The organism is Flavobacterium sp. GSB-24 (assembly GCF_027924665.1).
Lineage (GTDB): Bacteria > Bacteroidota > Bacteroidia > Flavobacteriales > Flavobacteriaceae > Flavobacterium.
The window spans coordinates 5,174,200-5,193,238 of record NZ_AP027043.1; the positions used below are offsets into that span (position 1 = coordinate 5,174,200).

Sequence of the window (19,039 nt, forward strand, 5' to 3'; positions counted from 1 at the left end):
TTAACAGGTTTGGCTAAAGCCCTTTAAACTTTAATATTAAACCTCCAGTTAAAACTGGAGGCTATTCAAAAAACTTTGCGACTCTGCGCCTTTGCGAGATTAAAACTTAGCATCCTAGAGCATTATGCGGCAAACTTCTATTCTTTTATCTGAAAACCACCAAGTAAACCTTTATCAGAGCTTCCTCCAACCATAATTTTAAAAGTTCCTGGCTCAACTAAATAATTTCCTTCGTTATCATAAAAACCAAGTTCTTTATCCGTTAAAGTAAAATTTACCGTTTTAGTTTCACCCTTTTTAAGATTCACCAATTCAAAGCCTTTTAATTCTTTTATTGGGCGAACGATACTTGCAAATTCATCATGAATATACAATTGCACTACTTCTTTTCCATCATAATTTCCTGAGTTGGTGACGGCTACACTCACCTGAACTTTTTCTCCTTTTGCAAAAGCAGTTTTATTTATCTTCAAGTCTTTATAATCAAATTTGGTATAGCTTAATCCAAAACCAAACGGAAATTGAGGCGTTTTCTCCACATCCATATAATGCGACCAGAAAACATTTTTATCACTGTCGATTGGTCTTCCTGTACTGTATTTGTTATAATAAATTGGCACTTGCCCTACATTTCTAGGGAAAGACATTGGCAATTTCCCGCTCGGATTATAATCTCCGTATAAAACCTGCGCAACTGCATTTCCTGTCTGTGTTCCTAAATGCCAGGCTTCTACAATTGCCGGAACATTTTCCGCTGCCCACGGAATACTCAACGGACGACCATTATTTAAAACCAAAACTACATTCGGATTCACTTTATAAATTTCCTCCAATAATTCCTGCTGTAAACCTGGAAGATTCAAATCGGTTCTACTTCTTCCCTCACCGCTTTGGAAACCATATTCGCCTAAAACCATTACGACAACATCGGCATTTTTTGCCGCTTTTTTTGCTGCTTCAAATCCGCTTTTATCTGTGGTGTTGAAAACCGTTTCTGTCAAGAAAGTCGCTTTTTGTTTTAATAAATCTACTCCTTTTTCAAAAACTAGTTGATTGTCTTTATATTGCTGCATACCTTCTAAAACTGAAACCGCACTATCATCAGAAGCTGCAATTCTCCAGCTTCCTAGCGGACTGTTTTTATCATTTGCTAAAGCTCCGATCAAAGCGATTTTCTGTCCAGATTTTTTTAGCGGAAGCAGGTTCTTATCATTCTTCAACAAAACGATAGATTTTTTCGCCATATCCAAAACTCCTTCGTTGTTGGCTTTACTTCCCACAACTTCTTTTTCGCGTTTTTCATCACAATATCTGTACGGATCATCAAATAATCCTAATTCAAACTTCACACGCAAAATTCTGCGAACGGCATCATCAACCAAAGCTTCTTTTACTTTTCCAGATTTTACCAAGTCAACCAATTTTGCCACATATAAATACGATTCCATATCCATATCAGAACCTGCGATTACGGCTTTTGCTGTTGCATCTGCTTCGTCTTTTGCGTATCCGTGCGCGATCATTTCACGAATCGAAGCATAATCAGAAATTACAAATCCGTCAAACTTCCATTTTCCTTTTAAAATATCTCTTTGCAGAAAAGCATTTCCCGTTGCCGGAACGCCATTTAAGGTATTAAACGAGTTCATAAACGTACGAACTCCCGCTTGAACCGTAGCTTCAAAAGGAGGCAAAACGGAGTTGTACAATTTAGAATTGCTGATATCCACAATATTGTATTCTAAACCAGCTTCGACATAACCGTAAGCTGCAAAGTGTTTTGCACAGGCCGCAATTGTATTTACTTTTTGAAGATCTGCAATAGTTTCTCCTTGAAAACCTTTTACTCTTGCATAACCCACTTTACTTCCCAAATACGGATCTTCTCCCGCACCTTCCATCACGCGTCCCCAGCGTGCATCATTTGCGACATCTACATTTGGTCCAAAAGTCCAGTTAATTCCAGATGCCGAAGCTTCATCTGCCGCAATCGCTGCCGATTTTTTTATCGCTTCCAAATCCCAACTCGCAGCTTCTGCCAACGGAATCGGACTTAACGTTTTATAACCATGTATAACGTCAAAACCAATTATTAACGGAATTCCTAATCGCGTTTCTTCAACTGCAATTTTCTGTACGGCACGAACTTCTTTCACGCCGCGAACCGTCAGCATTGAACCCACTAATCCTTTTCTTAAATGCTCATATTTTAATTCGGCAGTCCCACCTTTTGGCGCTGGACCTGTAACATCCCAAAAACCATTGTATTGGTTCATCTGCCCTACTTTTTCCTCCAGCGTCATTAACGGCAAAAGCAAATCTATTCGCTGTTCAACAGTTTTGTTTTTATCCAGATACGGCTTTTTTTGTGCATTCATATTTCCAATCGTAAAAAGGGCAAAAACCCCAATAGTTATTATTTTTTTATTTTTCATATGTGTGGTTTAGTTAGTTTTTTTTTAAGATACTGAGATTCTGAGATTCTAGGTTCTGAGCTACTAAGTTTTTTGGGCGTGTCCCGCCGAAAAAGGCGGGTCGGGCTATCCGTTTCAAGTCCTCGCTCTTCCTTCGTCAGGCTGTGGGCTTTCCACTACTATCCCTCACGCAAGCATTTTCAAAAGACACAATCTTGTCATTGTGAGGAACGAAGCAACCTCAATAACAATTAGCCACAAACTGGATTTTGCAAATGTGGTTGCTTCGTTCCTCGCAATGACAAACTTTGGGTCTTAATTTTATTGGCTTCTGCCGAAGCCTCGCGATCACTCAACATGACAAAAATTGCGCAAAAAATCTAAAATCTATCCCGAGGCTTCGGGACTAAAATCTAAAATTCTGACGTAAAACAAGAAGCCGGCAAATTCGCTTTATTAAACAAATCTGACTGTATTGTATTTCCCCATGCAAACCTCACTTTTGCAGGATTTACAACTTTTTTACTTGTCAAAATCACTTCATTATTTTTAATCGAAGCTTCGGCTGGATAGAAAACTCCATCTGTTCCAGCGACTTCAAATTGATTCGATTTTTTATCTTTAAAATATAATCCATCAGCATAATCAAAAGAAACTACCACTTTATTTTTCTCAATTTTAATGTCTTTAAAAAGTGGCCCATTAACCAAATTGGAATTGACTTTGTAGGTTTCAGCCAGAGCTAAATTGGCCAGACGAATTCCAACATCTTTTTTATTTTTTGGATGAATATCAATTGTGTCTGAAATATCGCTGATAACGACCATTCCAGTTTTTGACACTTCTTTCAATAATTTTCTTTGAGAATCTCTAACCGTAACATTTGAGAAATTATTACTTCCAGTTTTAAAAGGCGCGATTTGAACATAATAAAACGAGAAATCATCTTTCCATTCTTTTCTCCATGAGGTAATTAAGGCGCCCAAAGTTTTATCATAAACCAAAGAACCCACGTTTGATTCTCCCTGATACCAAAGCGTTCCAGCAATTTTAAATCCGATTATTGGATAAATCATCGCATTATACGCACGTCCAGGCTGTCTTGGTCCGTATTCTTGTTCGTTTAGTTTTTTGGCATTTTCCAGTAAAAGTGGATCATTATTAACCACATCTTCTGGCATCCATATTTCAGCTGGAGTTCCTCCCCAATTCGAAGAAATTAATCCGATTGGAACATTTTTTAACTCTTCGCGAAGGTGTTTTGCAAAAAAGTAACCTATCGAACTAAAATATTTCATGGTTTCTGGAGTAGATTCTGTCCAGTTTCCAAGCAAATTATTCTGCGGACTTTCTGCAGTCAATTTCGGAACGGTAAAAAATCGAATATTTGGATTTGTGGCATTTTTCATTTCTTCTTCGCCATCGTCAATTCCCCAGCTTGCCGACATTTCCATATTCGATTGTCCTGAACAAAGCCAGACTTCACCAATCAAAATATTTTTTAAAATGACTTCATTGTATCCTTTTATCGAAATAGAAAAAGGTCCGCCTGCCTCTGGAGTTTTAATAGTGATTTCCCATTTTGCCTGATTACTGGCAACAGTTTTATATTCCTGATTATTCCAGCCAGAAACCAGTTTAATTTCTTCTTTTGGATTTGCCCAACCCCAAATTTTCACTTCAGAATTGCGCTGTAAAACCATATTATCACTAAAAATATTCGGAAGCGAAACGTTTGCCATCATAGTACTGGAAATCAATAGAAAGAAAACAAACTTATAAATATTATTTTTCATGTAATAAGCTTTTTAAAAATGGAGCATATTCATCAGCCAAAACTTTATGATCTGCCACATCTGGATGTCCCGAACAACCTCTAGGCGTCATCGGCTTAAATTTGAAAATCTGAATAGGTTTGTGTGTCTTATCAGAATCGAATGTCGCTTTTACTTTATTCAGACAATCTTCAAAAACAACTGCTTTTTCTCCGCCAACCATTGGACTGTTTGTAATTACAATCTGCACATTCGGATTATGGTTGTACAACATTTTGATGAAGTTTATGTAGTTCGAAACATACTTTTCTGGATTAAAAGGCAGACGTTCTTTTTTACCGTCTCCACCAGAAAAATCATTCGTTCCCAAAGCTATACTGATAATATCAGGCTGAAAGGCAAAATCATATTTAGGTTTCGAAGGATCCTTCGTTAAATATAAATTCTGATAAATATCCGGCATTATCGCTTCGTCTTTGTTTTCGTCATTCCAGTTGCGATACATTCCGATTCCAGAAACACAGCTCATTAAATAATCGGCACCAATCGTTCTCGAAAGTCTTGGTCCGTATGCATAATAACTGTTATGATGATCCATATATTCTCCCTTATCACAAGGAATATCAGACGGATCACTTGCCGCACCACAAGTTATAGAATCTCCGATAAATTCGATTTTCTTTTTCTTTTTAAAAGAAATTGTAGTCAGTTTTGCTGTTGTTCCAGCAAATAAAATATTACCGCTTTGTGCTTCTGTATTTTTATAGATTTCTAAACGATGTTCTTTTTTGTTTGAAGTCACTTTTATTGGAAATGTTTGAACATCACCTTTTTCAATCCTGATTTTCCCAATATATTTTCCATCCAAAACCAACTGAACATAATTATAATGTTCGTAAGAATCTACACTCTGAAGTGCAATTGAACATTCATTTCCAATAAAATTAAACGAAACCGAAGAAGCGGTCCCTATCAAAATGACATTATCGTTTTGAAGTTTATCAATTCGGCCTTGGTATAAAAAAGTTTTACTTGAATTTTGAGTTTGCGAAGTCGAAACGATCGAAATCAGCAAAAACGAAATTAAAAGAGCTATTTTTTTGGGAAACATAATTTATTTGTTAAAATATAAATACGATTCACAAATATATTTGAAATGAACTAGACAGAAAGATACTAAAATGTCAAAATGCAATAAAAAAACACCACATAAACACATCATTTGAAGGATAACGAATGCTATTTGTACTATTAAAGGGTGTTTTTGTTCTTTTAGAATAAAATAACGGTTTATCTTTAACGTTTCAACTTATATTAGACTAAAAAAATGAGATCAATCCTTTATATTTTTTTACTTGCTCTTTTTTTGCTTTCTTCTTTCACTGTAAAAAGGGAAGAGAAACAAAAAATAACTCAATATCCTAAAATTGAAGCCGAAATTGATCGGGATTCTATTATTGCATATGCCAAACAATATTTAGGAACACCTTACTTGTACGCAGGCAGTAATCCGAAAAAAGGTTTTGACTGCTCTGGTTTTGTAAGTTATGTGTATAGCAATTTTGGATTGACATTGCCTAGAAGTTCTAGCGGTTATAAGAATTTGGGAAAAGCTCTAAAACCTGAAGATTTTAAGGTTGGAGATATTTTAGTTTTTTACGGTTACAAAGACAAAACTATAGTTGGTCATCTTGGAATTATATGCGAAGCCAACGGAATGCATTCTAAATTTATTCACGCCTCATCTGGAAAAGCACAGCAAGTTACGATTACAGCTCTTGATACAGAACATTACACCAAACGTTTTTATAAATGTATTGATGTGTTATCTAAATAGTTTTTGCCACAGATTAAAAGATTAGCACCCATTTTATATAATTCTTTTTAATCCATTAATCTCTGGGTTCGTTTTTTCCCTTCTGAATAAAACAAAATTTAAAAAACCATTTTTGGAATTTGGAATTTATCCAGCTTATTATTGGAATTGGAATTTAAAATTTTATTCTTCCGTCAATAGTTTCAACAGACTTTCATCTCTTTGATAAATGTCTTTATAGAAATTCAACTGCCCTTCGCGGTCTACCCACGCTGTAAAATATCCGATATAAACGGGAACTTTTTTCTTAAGTGTATACCAGCTTTCTTTTCCGGCGTGCATGGCTTTATCGATTCTGGCAGGATTCCACGATGGATCTTTCTTTAATAATTCAATTGCCAATTCACGAGGTTTTGCAACACGCACACAGCCGTGGCTAAAAGCTCTGCTTTCTCTTTCGAACAAACTCTTAGAAGGCGTATCATGCAGATAAATATTGCTTGAATTTGGAAACAAAAACTTCACTAATCCTAAAGAATTATTTTTTCCTGGAAGCTGGCGAACTGCCCCGTTATTCCACTCTAAATTTTTCTTTTGAAGATAGTTTTTATCTTTCGCCATTCCTGGTTTTATCTCTTTTGAAATAATACTCGGCGGCACATTCCAATACGGACTAAAAACAATATTGTTCATCATTCCGCTGAAAATTACGGTTTTTGTCATTGCTTTTCCCACAACAACAGGCGAAGTAAAAGCAATTTTTCCATCCTCAATTAAATACAATTTAAATTCAGGAATGTTTACTTCGATGTACTTTTTCCCTTTTTCCAATTCAGGATCAATCCATCTGCAGCGTTCCATATTGGCGATTATGGTTTTTATTCTGTCAGAAACTGGAATATTCAAATCGTTTATATGTTCTGCTAAAATGATATTTTTTGGCGCATAACCATGACGCAGTTCGTAGTTTTTCATGGCTTTTATTAAAACCGTATCACAAACTGCGCTCTTATTATCTTCTTTAAGATCTTTGGTAATAAAAAGTCTTTCTCTAATTTGAGCTATAACATTTGAAGAATCGCCTAATTTTAAACTTTTAAAATCATCTCCCGTTTCAATGGTTTTCCAGCCTCCTTTTTTCTCAATTTCTCTGTATTCTTTTAGAGCATCACGAAGTTTATAATATTGGCTGAACATCTTTCTTTTCTTATCGTCTAAAATGGTCGATTTTTTAAAGATAGAATCTGAAAGTACTTGATAATTGAACTTTTTACGAGGTAAAAGCCATTCTAAAGAAATAACCGTTTTTTCATCAAATCCTCCATATACTTTTTCGGCATAATAGTAATAGAGATTAGAAAGAAGTAAATCAGTATCTTCCTTTGATAATTTCTTGGCAGCATTATTATCAAAAACCAAATTCAATTGTTCGCTGTATGGAAAATTTGCTTTTAATCCTTCTTGATCCAGATTTTTGTATTGGTTGAATAAAGTATTACCAAATTCTACAACGCCTTTATTGTCCTGCCATAATTGAGTTGATTTATTTTTTTGATATAAAGAAGTCACATCACTTTTAAATTTTGAAAGTTTCGGATAACTTTCATAAAATGCAGCAACGCGAGTACTGTCAATTGTAAGTTTTAATTCTGGAATTTTCTCAACTGTTTTTATCGAATTTTCCTCTTTTTTATCTGCTTTAGAGTTACACGAAAAAACAGTAAAAAGTACAACCGTAATAATAAGCGAATACCAAATTTTCATACCAGAATTTTTTATTAAAAGTAGAAAAAATTCTATTAAATCAAAGTCTTCGCAAATAAATCTTATTTATCTTTTTTTCTGATTTTAAAAGTAATTAAACTGCATAAAAAAAGCCCCAAACAATTACTTGTCTGGAGCTTGCCATATAACCAACCTATTAAAATTCTTAGATAACCGTACCTTTTAAAGTAAGGATTTTTGGTGCTGTTTCTGCACTCGTTGTTACAGTAACTGTTTTTGTAAATGCACCTTTGTTTGCAGCATTGTAAGTTGCAGTAACTTTTCCAGATTTTCCAGCCTGAATTGGTTCTTTGGTGTAATCTGTAGCCGTACAACCGCAAGATCCTTTAACGTTTGTAATCACAACAGCTGTTTTTCCAGTATTTTTAAATTCGTAAACAATTGCCTTTGGAGTTCCTTGTGGAATTTGTCCAACATCTATTGTTTCTGCTTTCCAAGTAATTGTAGAAGCCGAAGTTTCTGAAATTTTAGTCTCTGAAACTAAAGATTTTACTGGAGCAATCGCCGAAAAAGACATTAGCCCTAAAGCCAAAGCTAACATCGAAATTTTAATCATTTTCATAACGGATATATTTAAAATGGTTTATAGTTCTAATTTGATATTACAAAGGTATTTCAGACAAAACCAAATCGCTGTTAACCGCTTTCAAATGTTTGTTAATGACTTGTTAATCGCTTATTTTCAGGGTAAAATTGATTAATATTACACTTTTAAAATTCCTTATTCTTGAAAATTAATAAACTCAACAGCATCATTCTCTTAGGATTGGTAGCCATCATTAGTATTTTGGTGGCACAATTGTTATGGACAAAAGAGGCTTTTACAATTGAACAAAAAAAGCTAAGCCAGAAAGCACATATTGCTTTACTGGAAGTGGCAAAAAAGCTCTATGAAGGAACAAATCATGAACTGCCGGTACAGAATCCCGTACAGAAAATATCCAACGATTATTATATTGTAAATGTCGATAATGAATTTGAACCTGAAATTTTAGAGTTTTATCTAAAAACGGAATTCAAAAAAATGAATATCACTACAGATTTTGAATACGCGATGTACAACTGCCAGAGTGATGAAATGATTTATGGTGATTATATTTCGCTTTCAAAGAAAAAAGCAGAATGCAAAAAAACTGTTTATTTCCCTAAGCATAAAAATCTGGTTTATTATTTCGCTGTACGTTTTCCTAATGAAACTACGTATTTATTTAGTTCTATGCGTTTTTGGTTTATCCTTTCAACGGCGTTAATTTTAATTTTACTGATTTATGTTTATTCTATTTTTAAACTTTTACAGCAAAAAAAATATTCTGAATTACAGCGTGATTTCATCAATAACATGACGCATGAGTTTAAAACGCCTCTGGCATCTATTCTTATCGCTTCTAAATATCTAATTGAGCAAAAGCCAATTAAAGAAGATAAAAAGTTATATACTTATACCGATATTATTATTAGTCAAGGAAATAAGTTAAATAGCCATATTGAAAAAATTCTAAATGTTGCAAAAGCAGATTATGCTCCTTTAGAACTTAAAAAAGAGAATATCCTAATTGTTCCTATAATTGAAGAAGCAATTTCAAATATCAATTTAAAATATCCAGATGCTGTTTTTACAATTGAAACTTCATCGAATGATTATTCAATAGAAACTGATACTTTTCATTTTGCTAATTTAGTTTATAATTTATTGGATAATGCTGTAAAATACTGCAGCGTAAAGCCAGAAGTAATAATCAAAATTACCGAAGATAAAAATTGTTTAAAACTTGAGTTTATTGATAATGGAATCGGGATTACTCCTAAAAAAATATCTTTTATCTTTGATAAATTTTACCGTGTTCAGAACGAGAAAAGTAATGAAGTCAACGGATTTGGTCTCGGTTTATATTATGTGAAAGAAATCTGTACACTACAGAACTGGAAAATAAAAGCTGAAAACAATGTTGAAAAAGGCGTAACAATAACCTTATCAATTCCTTATAAAAAATGAGAAATTTCAAAATACTTTATGCCGAAGACGACGAAACTCTTGCATTTTTAACCAAAGATAATTTGGAGCAGAATAATTATGAAGTAATTCATTGTTCTGACGGAAAAGCGGCGTTGCAAACTTTTGAAGAAGAAGATTTTGATATCTGCATTTTTGATATTATGATGCCAAAAATGGATGGTTTTGATTTGGCAGAAGCTATTAGAAAAATCGATCTTGATATTCCTATCATTTTTCTTTCGGCAAAAACTTTAAAAGAAGACAGAATTAAAGGATTACGTCTGGGAGCCGATGATTATTTGGTAAAACCTTTTAGTATTGAGGAATTACTTTTGAAAATTGAAATTTTCTTAAAACGTTCTCAAAAAAATATTGCGCCTGTAAAAACTATTTATGAAGTAGGAAAATATCAGTTTGACACTAAAAATTTTATTCTTTTTAATGAAGAAGAAAAAGTAGGTCTTACCCAGCGTGAAGCCGAATTATTGAAACTCTTTCTAGATCATAAAAATTCGGTTTTAAAGCGCGAACAAATCTTAACCTCTTTGTGGGGAACAGACGATTATTTTATGGGTAGAAGTCTTGATGTTTTTATTTCGCGTCTTCGCAAAATATTAGCAAATGAACAAGGCATCTCAATTGAAAACCTTCATGGCATTGGGTTTCGATTTTCTATTGGATAAAATCACAATTCTGCTAAAAATAAAGAAAAATCTGTAAATAAATTTTCGAAAAACTTTGTATTTTTAATATCTAAATTTCCTTGATATGAAATTACATCATTTGCGAAATGCTACTTTGGTGATTGAAACAGAAAAGCATGTCATTTTAGTGGACCCAATGTTAGGCAAAAGAAAAACAATTCCGCCTTTTACTATTTTTAGATACAAGCCCAAAAGAAATCCGCTGGTGGCACTGCCAAAAAACAGCCGAGAAATATTAAGCCGGGTTACACATTGCTTAATTACTCATTTGCATCCAGATCATATTGATAAAGCCGGCGAAGTATTTTTACGAAGAAAAAGTGTTCCTGTAATCTGCAGTTCAAAGGACGAAAAAGCACTTCTTCAAAGAGGACTGACTGTTATTCAAACTTTAGAATATTGGGAACCTCAAAAATTTTTAGACGGAAAAATAACTGGAATTCCTGCCATTCATGGTTACGGTTTTATCTCTAAACTTATGGGAAATGTCATGGGATTTCTTATCGAATTGGCAGATCAAAAATCAATTTATATAAGCTCTGACACTATTTTTACCGAACATGTCGAAAAAGTTCTAACACAGCTAAAACCAGATATTTCGATTGTCGCCTGCGGTACTGCGCGATTAGATATCGGACAGCCATTATTAATGCGAATGGATGACATTTTGAAATTTGCAACCCTTGCTCCAGGAAAAGTTCTTGCCAATCATTTAGAAGCTTTAAATCATTGCCCAACAACTAGATTGCAATTACGATCTGCTCTTTCAGATCATGGGCTTTTAATAAAAACGTCTATTCCTAAAGATGGTGAATGTTTGGAGTATTAAAGCACTAATAATCCAAATTCACGAAGCGTATTTATAGGTTTAGAATACCAAAATAATTCGAAATCTTCTAATGAAGTTTCGAAATCATTTTTCACTTCTTGAAAGGTATAATTTTTAGCACTTGAAATTGAAATTTTAGACAAGATTGAAATCAGCCACTCCCCTTCTTCTTTGCTGGTTTGAATATTGAAACTTTCTTTTTTATCGTGAAAGGTTAAAGACATCATTTCCCAGCTTCTTCCTTTTTTCGATTTTATAAAAATTTCAGCAGATGGTTTTCCGCCAAGCCAAACCACTTTTGCATTTGGTTTTGTATTGAAATCATTTTGTTCCTGAAGTGCATCAAAAATAAAATCGGGATGAATTTTGGTTTTCGGAATTTTAAAATCAAACCAGTCTTGCAATTCATAATCAAAACAGATTCCGTGCATGAAATTAAAAAGTGATTTCTTTAATCCGAAACTGAATTTATCATGATTAATTCCTGTAGAATCTGTGTAATCAATATCATTATTGGCAAAAGTTCCAATTGCTTCTGTTTTTTTGGTTACGCCAAATTTTGCAGGATATAATCCGACAGGACTATGTGCTGTTAAAGCAAATTGATGCCAAAATCCAGATTGTAAAACTCCTGCTTCAAACAATTGACGCACCATTTCGAGACTGTCAACTGTTTCCTGAATGGTCTGCGTTGGATATCCGTACATTAAATACGCATGAACCATAATTCCGGCTTCAGTAAAATTTCGAGTCACTTTCGCGACCTGTTCTACAGTTACACCTTTATCAATTAATTTTAATAATCGATCTGAGGCTACTTCCAAACCACCAGAAACAGCAATACAACCAGAAGCTTTTAGCAGTAAACATAAATCTTTTGAAAAACTTTTTTCAAAGCGAATATTCGTCCACCAGGTTACGGCCAGTTTTCTTTTTAGAATTTCAAGCGCCAAAGCACGCATTAAAGCCGGCGGTGCAGCTTCATCAACAAAATGGAATCCGTTTTGTCCAGTTTGTTCGATCAATTCTTCCATTCGATCACAAAGCAGACTTGCTGCAACGGGTTCGTAGACTTTTATATAATCTAATGAAATATCGCAGAAAGTACATTTTCCCCAATAACAGCCGTGCGCCATTGTAAGCTTATTCCAACGTCCGTCACTCCACATTCTATGCATCGGATTTACAATTTCAATTACTGAAATATATTTATCCAACGGCAGATCTGAATAATCTGGAGTTCCTACATAAGCTTGTTTGTAGTCGTGTTTTAAGGAATTATTTTTATAAACTACTTCTCCATTTTCCAATAAAAAAGTTCTTTTATAAGAATTGTAATCTGGATTTTCTAAGTTAAAAATTAATTCTTCAATTGGAACTTCTCCGTCGTCTAAAGTGATAAAATCGAAAAATTCAAAAACACGTTTGTCAGAAATTGAACGCAATTCTGTATTTGGGAAACCGCCTCCCATCGAAATTTTAATTTCGGGATGATTCTGTTTTACCCATTGTGCGCAACGAAAAGCACTGTATAAATTTCCAGGAAAAGGAACTGAAATTAAAAACAAAGTTGGTTTTATAGCTTCAATTTTTGCTTTCAAAAGCGAAATCAAAATCGAATCAATATAAGTTGGTTTCTGTTGAAGTGCTTCGTACAATTCATCAAAAGAATTTGCACTTCGGCCTAAACGTTCGGCATATCTGCTGAAACCAAAATTATCGTCGACACATTCAACAATAAAATCGGAAATGTCTTCGAGGTATAAAGTTGCTAAGTGTTTGGCTTTATCCTGTGTTCCCATTGTTCCAAAAGCCCAATCGAGTTCTTCTAACTGTGCAAAACGAGAAGCTTCCGGCAGAAAATCTTCCTGACAAATCTGCAATGCCAAAGTTGGATTTTTCCCCTGCAAAAACTGAATTACAGAATCAATCGTCTTGATGTATTCGTCTTGTAAAGCAAAAATTCTCTTGGAATTATCTGAAACTTCAATGTTTGCAACTTCAAATCTGAAACTTGAAACTTGAAACAAATCAATTAATCCTTTTTTCGAAAACAATTCTAAAATCACATCAATCCCCAAATCAGCCTGAGCCGATTCGATATTTTTGGTATTCAGAAAACCTTTTATATATGCCGTTGCCGGATACGGAGTATTCAGTTGGGTAAAAGGAGGCGTAATTACAAAAAGTTTCGTTTTCAAGAGGAATTATTTTTTTGCAAAAATACGAGATATTTGGAGACTTTTAAGTTAAAGATTTTTAGCCGCTCTGTTTTAAGTTTCTGATTTTGTATTGTAGGATATTTAACTACATTTGTCGACATCCAAAATAGTCAAATGAAACAAACTTTACTTTTATATTTCATATTCTTCACAGCATCAATTACAGCACAAAATATTCAATGGCAAAATACTATTGGTGGTAATGATTATGATTGGTGTGACTTCATAGAAAAAACAAGTGACGGAAATTACATTTCTGGAGGATATTCATACTCAAATATTTCTGGAGATAAAAATGAAAACTCAAGAGGACAAAATGATTTTTGGTTTTTTAAACTTGATGATTTAACTGGTAATTTGTTATGGCAAAAAACTATTGGCGGTACTAGCAACGACCACTTAGTTTCTGCGAAAGAAACCACAGATGGAGGTTACATATTAGGCGGATATAGCTCGTCTGGAATTTCTGGCGAAAAAACTCAAAATACTAAAGGAGGTGACGACTATTGGGTTGTAAAGCTTGATTCTAATAGAAATATCGTTTGGGACAAAACATATGGAGGAACTGGTACAGATAGATTAACATGTATAATTGAAACTGAAGACGGAGGTTATTTAATTGGTGGAGAATCTGATTCTAATATTTCTGGCGATAAAAATGAAAACTCGAAAGGCAGTATTGACATCTGGGTTATCAAGATAGATAATCTAGGGACAATAGTCTGGCAAAAAACAATTGGAGGAAATGCTGCCGATTTAATTTCATCTATCAGTAAAACAAATGATCATAAGTATGTTGTAGTCTCATCTTCAAGTTCTAATATATCTGGTGACAAAACTCAAAATTCCAAAGGAATTTTTGATTACTGGATTTTAAAACTTGATCTTGACGGATCCATCATTTGGCAAAATACTATTGGCGGAAATAATGGAGATTATGCAAAATCAATAATAGCAACAGCTGATGGAAACTATTTTATTGGTGGAGATTCTTCTTCTAGAATATCAGGTGATAAAACAGAAAACACTATAAATAACTCTAATGATGTCTGGCTTGTAAAATTAAATAACAATGGACAATTAATTTGGCAGAAGAATTTTGGAGGCGATGATACTGAAATTTTTTCTAATATGAGATTAACATCTGATAATGGTTTGGTTCTAGGAATAATGTCTTACTCAGGAATTTCTGGAATGAAAACAGAAGCTTCTCAAGGTAACCGCGATTATTGGATTATAAAACTAGATTCAAATAATATATTGGAATGGGATAAGGCTTTTGGAGGTTCTAGTGTTGATCAGACCCAGTCTATAGTTCAATCTAATGATGGTTCTTATGTTATTGCCGGCTGGTCACAATCTGATATTTCTGGAGACAAAACTGAAAACAAAAGTGGTCTGCAAGATTTTTGGATTCTTAAATTTAATGTTTGCAATACCGCAGAACCAATTGCCGATCTCTCACAATCTTTCTGCACACAACAAAATGCAACTTTAAGTGATGTTCAAATTATTGGACAAAATATAAAATGGTACGACACCGGCTTTTCCGCATATTCTTTACCAAGTACAACTGTACTGGAAAACGATAGAACTTATTATGTTTCGCAAACTCTAAACAACTGCGAAAGCGAAAGATTAGCAATTACTGTAAAAATTCAAGATACACCAAATCCAATTGCTAATTCTCCACAGCAATTTTGCATTCAAAAAAATGCTACCATTAATGATATTGAAATTATTGGACAAAATATAAAATGGTATGAAAGTACTTCCTCAAATAATACTTTATCTGAAGAAATATTCCTAGAAAATGGAATTACCTATTATGCTTCTCAAACCATAAGCAATTGCGAAAGTAATAGAATTCCAATTACAATAAATATTTTAGAAGCAACAACTGGTGATTGTATCAATTTAGTTGAGCAACTTCCTTTTCCGAAATTTTTCACTCCAAATGGTGATGGCTTTAATGACCTTTGGACAATTGATCCAGATTATTTAGCACCAAATACAGGAATTAAAATTTTTGACAGATATGGAAAATTCATTAAAGAATTAGCTCCAAGCGCTTCTTGGGACGGAACCTATCTCGGTCATCAAGAACCTGCCGCAGATTATTGGTTTATTGTAAAAAGATTAAATGGAACAGAATTTAGGGGTCATTTTAGTTTAAAAAGATAAATAAACAGAAAGTCCGCAAGGTAAATTAATACGTTGCGGACTTTGCTTAAATCTTATTGTCTAGGTATAAATTAAAATTTATGCTCGTCTTTACTAATTACCAAAAATGAAATTAAAGAAATAAACGCAGCAGCTGTTAAATACAAACCTACGTAACTCACACTGTAAGTTGAAGCCAGCCAAATCGCAATCATAGGTGCGAAAGCAGCGCCTAGAATTCCTGCCATATTAAAAGTTAGTGAAGCACCTGAATAACGAACGTTTGTTGGAAATAACTCAGATAGAAAAGTTCCAAGCGGGCCGTAAGTAAATCCCATTAAAGCCATTCCTATGCAGGCAAATGTGGTCACTAAAACAATATTTCCTGAGCTTAAAAAGTAAGAAAAGAAAAAGCCGAAAATTGCGATTGCCGCCGTCGCAATAATAAGCATTTTACGACGTCCGATTTTATCAGCCACTACAGCCGAAACTGGAATAAAAATAGCAAAAAACAATACCGAAAATAATTGTATTAATAAACCATCTCTTTTTACAATTCCTAAGTCCGAAGTTGCCCAGCTTAATGTAAAAACTGTCATTAAGTAAAAAACTAAAAAGGTTGTAATCGCTGCAAAGGTTCCAAAAATAAGTTGATTTTTATATGATTTAACTAATTCTAAAAATGGGACTTTTACTTCTTCGTGTTCTTTTTTAGAATTTTCAAAAGAAGGGGTTTCCGTAATTTTGGTTCTAATATAAAAACCTACTATTACCAAAAGCGAACTGGCAATAAACGGAATTCTCCACCCATACTCCATAAAATCCTCATTGCTCATAGAATCCGTTAATAGTAGAAAAGTTCCACCAGAAAGTAACAAACCTATTGGAGCGCCCAATTGTGGAAACATTCCGTACCAAGCACGTTTATTTGGCGGTGCATTTTCTATCGCCAATAAAACTGCTCCTCCCCATTCGCCTCCTAAACCAACACCTTGACCGAAACGGCATAGCATCAATAATAATGGAGCGGCAACACCAATACTGGCGTAACTTGGCAAAAATCCGATTGTAACTGTCGAAATTCCCATAGTCAGCAAAGCTGCAACCAAAGTAAATTTACGACCGATTTTATCTCCATAATGTCCAAAAAAAGCAGAACCTAACGGACGGGATAAAAATGCAATTGAAAAAGTAGCTAAAGATTCTAATGTCGCCATTGTAGAATCTGAACTTGGAAAAAATAACTGAGGGAAAACCAACACCGCGGCGTTGGCATAAATATAAAAATCAAAAAATTCGATTGTCGTGCCAATAAGGCTTCCAAAAAGAACATGTTTTAGGGAGTTCTTTTGATTCGGGTTCGTTTTCATGTAAAATAGATATAACTTTTTTTTTGATTACAAAAATATAGTTTCATTACCAATAATTTATCTTTAATAGAATTAGTTTTAGAACACTTATGCTTTTTAACAAATTTCATGTATTTTATATTTTAAAAATAAGCATTTGATCTGTTTTTAAAAACTTGATTACAGGAACTTTAAAAGAAAATTTAAAAATCAAATCTTAAGCAATCGTTAAAAGACTTTTTAACTGTATATTTTCATTAAATTTACAGCTGTCAAAAATAAATTTAAAATTATGCCTACCGACTGTATCAGCTTTCAATCTTCTGGATATTTTTCTAAATTGATGCAAGATTATTTAGATCAAAAAACAGAATTAAAACCGCTGTACAACAACTTCCCTACACTGGAAAATTTCGAAAAACAGATTGCAGAAAAAGCATCTAATTTTGATAACAATAATAGAACTGCATTAGTTGATACTTTAAAAAAACAATATGAAAATATTGATATTTCAGAATCAACTCAACATAACATCACTCTTTTAGCGTTAGAAAATACGTTTACAATTACAACTGGCCACCAATTAAATATATTCACTGGCCCGTTGTATTTCTTATATAAAATTATCTCTACTATTAATTTAACTAAAGAATTAAAATCGAAATATCCTTCTTATAATTTTGTACCTGTATATTGGATGGCTACAGAAGATCACGATTTTGAAGAAATTAATTATTTTAATTTTAAAGGAAAAAAAATCCGTTGGAATGCCGAAAGTACAGGTCCTGTTGGCAGATTATCTACAAAAGGGCTAGAAGATTTATTTGAAGTTTATTCTAAAGAATTAGGTTCAAGCTCAAATGCAAATACTTTAAAAGATCTATTTGAAGAAGCCTATTTAAAACATGAAAATCTGGCTGATGCTACACGTTTCTTGGCAAATAGTCTTTTTTCAAATTACGGTTTAGTTATTATAGATGCTGACAATACCGATTTAAAGCGTGTTTTTATTCCATATGTAAAAAATGAGTTAGAAAATCAAACGTCATTTAAGGAAGTTCAAAAATCGATTGAAAATCTTTCAGATTATACTATTCAGGTAAATCCGAGAGAAATTAATTTATTTTATATAGAAGATAAACTCCGCGAACGAATAATTTTTGAAGATGATAAATATTGGGTTAACAACACTAAAATTTCATTCTCTAAAGAAGAAATTCTAAAATTAGTTGACAGCAATCCTGAAAAATTCAGTCCAAATGTAATCATGCGTCCGTTATATCAGGAAATTATTCTGCCAAATCTTTGCTACATTGGCGGAGGCGGTGAAATTGCTTATTGGTTAGAATTAAAAGCATTTTTTGATGCCGTAAACATTACTTTCCCGATCTTATTGGTTCGAAATTCGGTTCTTTTAGCTACAGAAAAACAAGCTAAAAAAGCTGATAATTTAAATTTAAGCTGGAAAGATTTATTTAGTAAATCTGAAGTTTTAATTAATACTATTACCCGTAAACTATCTCCTTTTCCAATTGATTTAACTGAACAAAAAGAAGCGCTTGAAAAGCAATTTAATTACCTTTTTGAATTGGCTGAAAAGACCGACAAATCTTTTAGTGGCGCTGTAAAAGCACAAGAAGTAAAGCAGAAAAAAGGTTTAGAAAATCTGGAAAAACGTTTGTTAAAAGCTCAAAAGAGAAAACTCCAAGATCAATTACAGCGTGTAACTGATTTGCAATGCGAATTGTTTCCGAATTATAGTCTTCAAGAACGTCAGGCAAACTTCTCTGAATTTTATCTAGAAAATGGAGAACAGCTAATTCCGCTTTTAATTCAGAAATTAAAACCCTTGGAAAATAATTTTAACATCATAATCACCTAAAATAATTATCTTTAAAAAATTAAAGTAAGTATTTCGGAACAAATAACCAGCTCATTTCCGAGATTATTGCTCTCTCAAACCAAATAGAATTATTTTTATAACCTATT

General features: G+C 33.4%; 13 protein-coding genes. 6 read left to right on the forward strand and 7 right to left on the reverse strand.

The genetic code is table 11. The features are described 5' to 3' along the window. Positions 1 to 137: 137 nt before the first annotated feature. The 3 genes from bglX to QMG60_RS21825 all read right to left on the reverse strand — a co-directional run bounded on the left by bglX (position 138) and on the right by QMG60_RS21825 (position 5,300). Positions 138 to 2,435, reverse strand: coding sequence for a beta-glucosidase BglX (bglX, locus tag QMG60_RS21815; protein ID WP_281866404.1), 2,298 nt, complete (start codon positions 2,433 to 2,435; stop codon positions 138 to 140). 392 nt (positions 2,436 to 2,827) lie between these two features. Next, positions 2,828 to 4,210: a sialate O-acetylesterase gene (locus tag QMG60_RS21820; protein ID WP_281866405.1), complete on the reverse strand. Its 1,383-nt coding sequence runs from the start codon at positions 4,208 to 4,210 to the stop codon at positions 2,828 to 2,830. After that, the gene (locus QMG60_RS21825; RefSeq protein ID WP_281866406.1) at positions 4,200 to 5,300 is read right to left on the reverse strand and encodes an SGNH/GDSL hydrolase family protein; all 1,101 of its coding nucleotides are present in this window, start codon (positions 5,298 to 5,300) and stop codon (positions 4,200 to 4,202) included. Before QMG60_RS21825 ends, QMG60_RS21820 begins: the two co-directional genes overlap by 11 nt. Positions 5,301 to 5,516: 216 nt before the next feature. On the opposite strand from QMG60_RS21825, the gene QMG60_RS21830 reads away from it, so the two are divergent. After that, complete coding sequence (locus QMG60_RS21830) at positions 5,517 to 6,026, forward strand: C40 family peptidase (RefSeq protein WP_134139789.1); 510 nt, start codon at positions 5,517 to 5,519, stop codon at positions 6,024 to 6,026. Positions 6,027 to 6,188: 162 nt separating this feature from the next. On the opposite strand, the gene QMG60_RS21835 is transcribed toward QMG60_RS21830, so the two are convergent. Both QMG60_RS21835 and QMG60_RS21840 read right to left on the reverse strand, forming a co-directional pair. Next, positions 6,189 to 7,769 (reverse strand): L,D-transpeptidase family protein, encoded by a 1,581-nt coding sequence (locus QMG60_RS21835; RefSeq protein WP_281866407.1) that lies wholly within the window; start codon positions 7,767 to 7,769, stop codon positions 6,189 to 6,191. Between the two features lie 166 nt (positions 7,770 to 7,935). Further along, positions 7,936 to 8,352, reverse strand: a complete 417-nt coding sequence (locus QMG60_RS21840; RefSeq protein ID WP_057116858.1) for a DUF1573 domain-containing protein — start codon at positions 8,350 to 8,352, stop codon at positions 7,936 to 7,938. Positions 8,353 to 8,517: 165 nt separating this feature from the next. Between QMG60_RS21840 and QMG60_RS21845 the strand changes: the two genes are divergently transcribed. The 3 genes from QMG60_RS21845 to QMG60_RS21855 all read left to right on the forward strand — a co-directional run bounded on the left by QMG60_RS21845 (position 8,518) and on the right by QMG60_RS21855 (position 11,316). After that, positions 8,518 to 9,783: a HAMP domain-containing sensor histidine kinase gene (locus QMG60_RS21845; protein ID WP_281866408.1), complete on the forward strand. Its 1,266-nt coding sequence runs from the start codon at positions 8,518 to 8,520 to the stop codon at positions 9,781 to 9,783. Further along, complete coding sequence (locus tag QMG60_RS21850) at positions 9,780 to 10,466, forward strand: response regulator transcription factor (RefSeq protein WP_057116860.1); 687 nt, start codon at positions 9,780 to 9,782, stop codon at positions 10,464 to 10,466. Before QMG60_RS21845 ends, QMG60_RS21850 begins: the two co-directional genes overlap by 4 nt. An 85-nt stretch (positions 10,467 to 10,551) precedes the next feature. Continuing rightward, positions 10,552 to 11,316, forward strand: a complete 765-nt coding sequence (locus QMG60_RS21855; protein ID WP_281866409.1) for an MBL fold metallo-hydrolase — start codon at positions 10,552 to 10,554, stop codon at positions 11,314 to 11,316. Here the strand turns inward: QMG60_RS21855 and QMG60_RS21860 are convergent. After that, the gene (locus QMG60_RS21860) at positions 11,313 to 13,517 is read right to left on the reverse strand and encodes a radical SAM protein (RefSeq protein ID WP_281866410.1); all 2,205 of its coding nucleotides are present in this window, start codon (positions 13,515 to 13,517) and stop codon (positions 11,313 to 11,315) included. The two genes, QMG60_RS21855 and QMG60_RS21860, sit on opposite strands and share 4 nt — an antisense overlap. Before the next feature lie 135 nt (positions 13,518 to 13,652). Between QMG60_RS21860 and QMG60_RS21865 the strand changes: the two genes are divergently transcribed. Continuing rightward, entirely contained in the window at positions 13,653 to 15,722 is a 2,070-nt protein-coding gene (locus QMG60_RS21865; RefSeq protein ID WP_281866411.1) for a T9SS type B sorting domain-containing protein, read from the forward strand. A gap of 71 nt (positions 15,723 to 15,793) precedes the next feature. Here the strand turns inward: QMG60_RS21865 and QMG60_RS21870 are convergent, their stop codons facing one another. Continuing rightward, positions 15,794 to 17,071 carry an MFS transporter gene (locus QMG60_RS21870; protein WP_281866412.1) on the reverse strand — a complete coding sequence of 426 codons (1,278 nt, stop codon included), beginning with the start codon at positions 17,069 to 17,071 and terminating at the stop codon, positions 15,794 to 15,796. 271 nt (positions 17,072 to 17,342) lie between these two features. Here QMG60_RS21870 and bshC point away from each other — a divergent pair, with 271 nt between their 5' ends. Beyond that, complete coding sequence (gene bshC / locus QMG60_RS21875) at positions 17,343 to 18,932, forward strand: bacillithiol biosynthesis cysteine-adding enzyme BshC (protein ID WP_281866413.1); 1,590 nt, start codon at positions 17,343 to 17,345, stop codon at positions 18,930 to 18,932. Positions 18,933 to 19,039: the final 107 nt, after the last annotated feature.

Bases quoted from the DNA above. Each gene is read 5' to 3' on its own strand.
- bglX (WP_281866404.1), bottom strand. From the start codon at position 2,435: ATGAAAAATAAAAAAATAATAACTATTGGGGTTTTTGCCCTTTTTACG.
- QMG60_RS21820 (WP_281866405.1), bottom strand. From the start codon at position 4,210: ATGAAAAATAATATTTATAAGTTTGTTTTCTTTCTATTGATTTCCAGT.
- QMG60_RS21825 (WP_281866406.1), bottom strand. From the start codon at position 5,300: ATGTTTCCCAAAAAAATAGCTCTTTTAATTTCGTTTTTGCTGATTTCG.
- QMG60_RS21830 (WP_134139789.1), top strand. From the start codon at position 5,517: ATGAGATCAATCCTTTATATTTTTTTACTTGCTCTTTTTTTGCTTTCT.
- QMG60_RS21835 (WP_281866407.1), bottom strand. From the start codon at position 7,769: ATGAAAATTTGGTATTCGCTTATTATTACGGTTGTACTTTTTACTGTT.
- QMG60_RS21840 (WP_057116858.1), bottom strand. From the start codon at position 8,352: ATGAAAATGATTAAAATTTCGATGTTAGCTTTGGCTTTAGGGCTAATG.
- QMG60_RS21850 (WP_057116860.1), top strand. From the start codon at position 9,780: ATGAGAAATTTCAAAATACTTTATGCCGAAGACGACGAAACTCTTGCA.
- QMG60_RS21855 (WP_281866409.1), top strand. From the start codon at position 10,552: ATGAAATTACATCATTTGCGAAATGCTACTTTGGTGATTGAAACAGAA.
- QMG60_RS21865 (WP_281866411.1), top strand. From the start codon at position 13,653: ATGAAACAAACTTTACTTTTATATTTCATATTCTTCACAGCATCAATT.
- QMG60_RS21870 (WP_281866412.1), bottom strand. From the start codon at position 17,071: ATGAAAACGAACCCGAATCAAAAGAACTCCCTAAAACATGTTCTTTTT.
- bshC (WP_281866413.1), top strand. From the start codon at position 17,343: ATGCCTACCGACTGTATCAGCTTTCAATCTTCTGGATATTTTTCTAAA.